The organism is Desulfurivibrio dismutans (assembly GCF_029210385.1).
Classification (GTDB): Bacteria; Desulfobacterota; Desulfobulbia; order Desulfobulbales; family Desulfurivibrionaceae; genus Desulfurivibrio; species Desulfurivibrio dismutans.
In genome coordinates this window covers 1-979 of record NZ_JARGDQ010000026.1, presented here as the reverse complement: position 1 = coordinate 979, position 979 = coordinate 1, and the positions used below count along the sequence as shown (strand labels likewise).

Below are 979 nucleotides of genomic sequence, written 5' to 3'. Positions count from 1 at the left end.
CCCGGCTATCGGCCGCTTTATCTCCCAGGACCCCATCGGTTTTGCGGGAGGTGATGTTAATCTGTATGGGTATGTCCTAAATGATCCGGTTAATTGGATTGATCCGTGGGGGCTGTCACCAAGGACATTTAGTGACATTCCGCATGATGTTAAGGTTGCTTTAATAGAAGGGTTCAAGGGAGCTAACACTGCCATTAGTAGAGCTAGTAATGAATTCGGGATTACGCGCGGACGAGTACAAGCTACCATCTATACTGCCTCAGGTGCGACATTAATAGTAATCGGCGCAATTACATCGCCGGAAGGAGCACCTTTGATTGCAGTAGGCGTGCCACTGCTTACAGAAGGAGTTACTAGGGCCAGCGTAGAAGCACTCGGTGGCGACACGAGTTCCATACCGTCATGGTGGGCAATTTTGGGAGATATTGGAGAGGGAATCTATGAAGCTCATCGGGGGTGCAACAAGTGATTGATTCTATAATTGGAATTGCTCAATCTTTTTTTGTGTTAGGTGGCGCGTGGTGGGGGTGGTCATATTATTCCGGTCGTTTGAAATTTTCCGGAGAAGCTGAGCAAAGAAGAATTGATCGTGTGGAAAAATATGGGACGATTCTGATGTTGGCCGTAATTGTAGGCTTTATATCGGGATCAGCCTTGCTTGTGACCAAGGCATATGATTTTGCGAAAATAATCATGAGCCCCTGAAGATTGGAGCAACCGACACCGAGAACATCCATGATAAGTAAAGTCTATGGCAGCAGTTCCCGCTTTGAAATAACTCATCGGAAAACCGCGGAAAACCGGGACAGATCTATTTTTTCTCGTTGTCTATGACGACCGGGACAACCCGGTCCGAATCACCGACCCCCTGGGCCAGGCTGCCACCGCCGCTTACGATTCCGCCGGCAACCTCCTCTCCCATACCGACCCCAACGGCCATACCACCAGCTACCAGTACGACGCCCTGGGGAGGATGATT

Annotated in this window: 2 protein-coding genes; both read left to right on the top strand. The window is 49.5% G+C overall.

Translation table 11 applies throughout. The annotated features are described in order from the left end of the window. A partial coding sequence (locus tag P0N66_RS12755; protein ID WP_275806021.1) for an RHS repeat-associated core domain-containing protein occupies positions 1-469 on the top strand: 469 nt, incomplete at its 5' end. Next, positions 457-705, top strand: coding sequence for a hypothetical protein (locus tag P0N66_RS12750; protein ID WP_275806019.1), 249 nt, complete (start codon positions 457-459; stop codon positions 703-705). The genes P0N66_RS12755 and P0N66_RS12750, both read left to right, overlap by 13 nt. Positions 706-979: the final 274 nt, after the last annotated feature.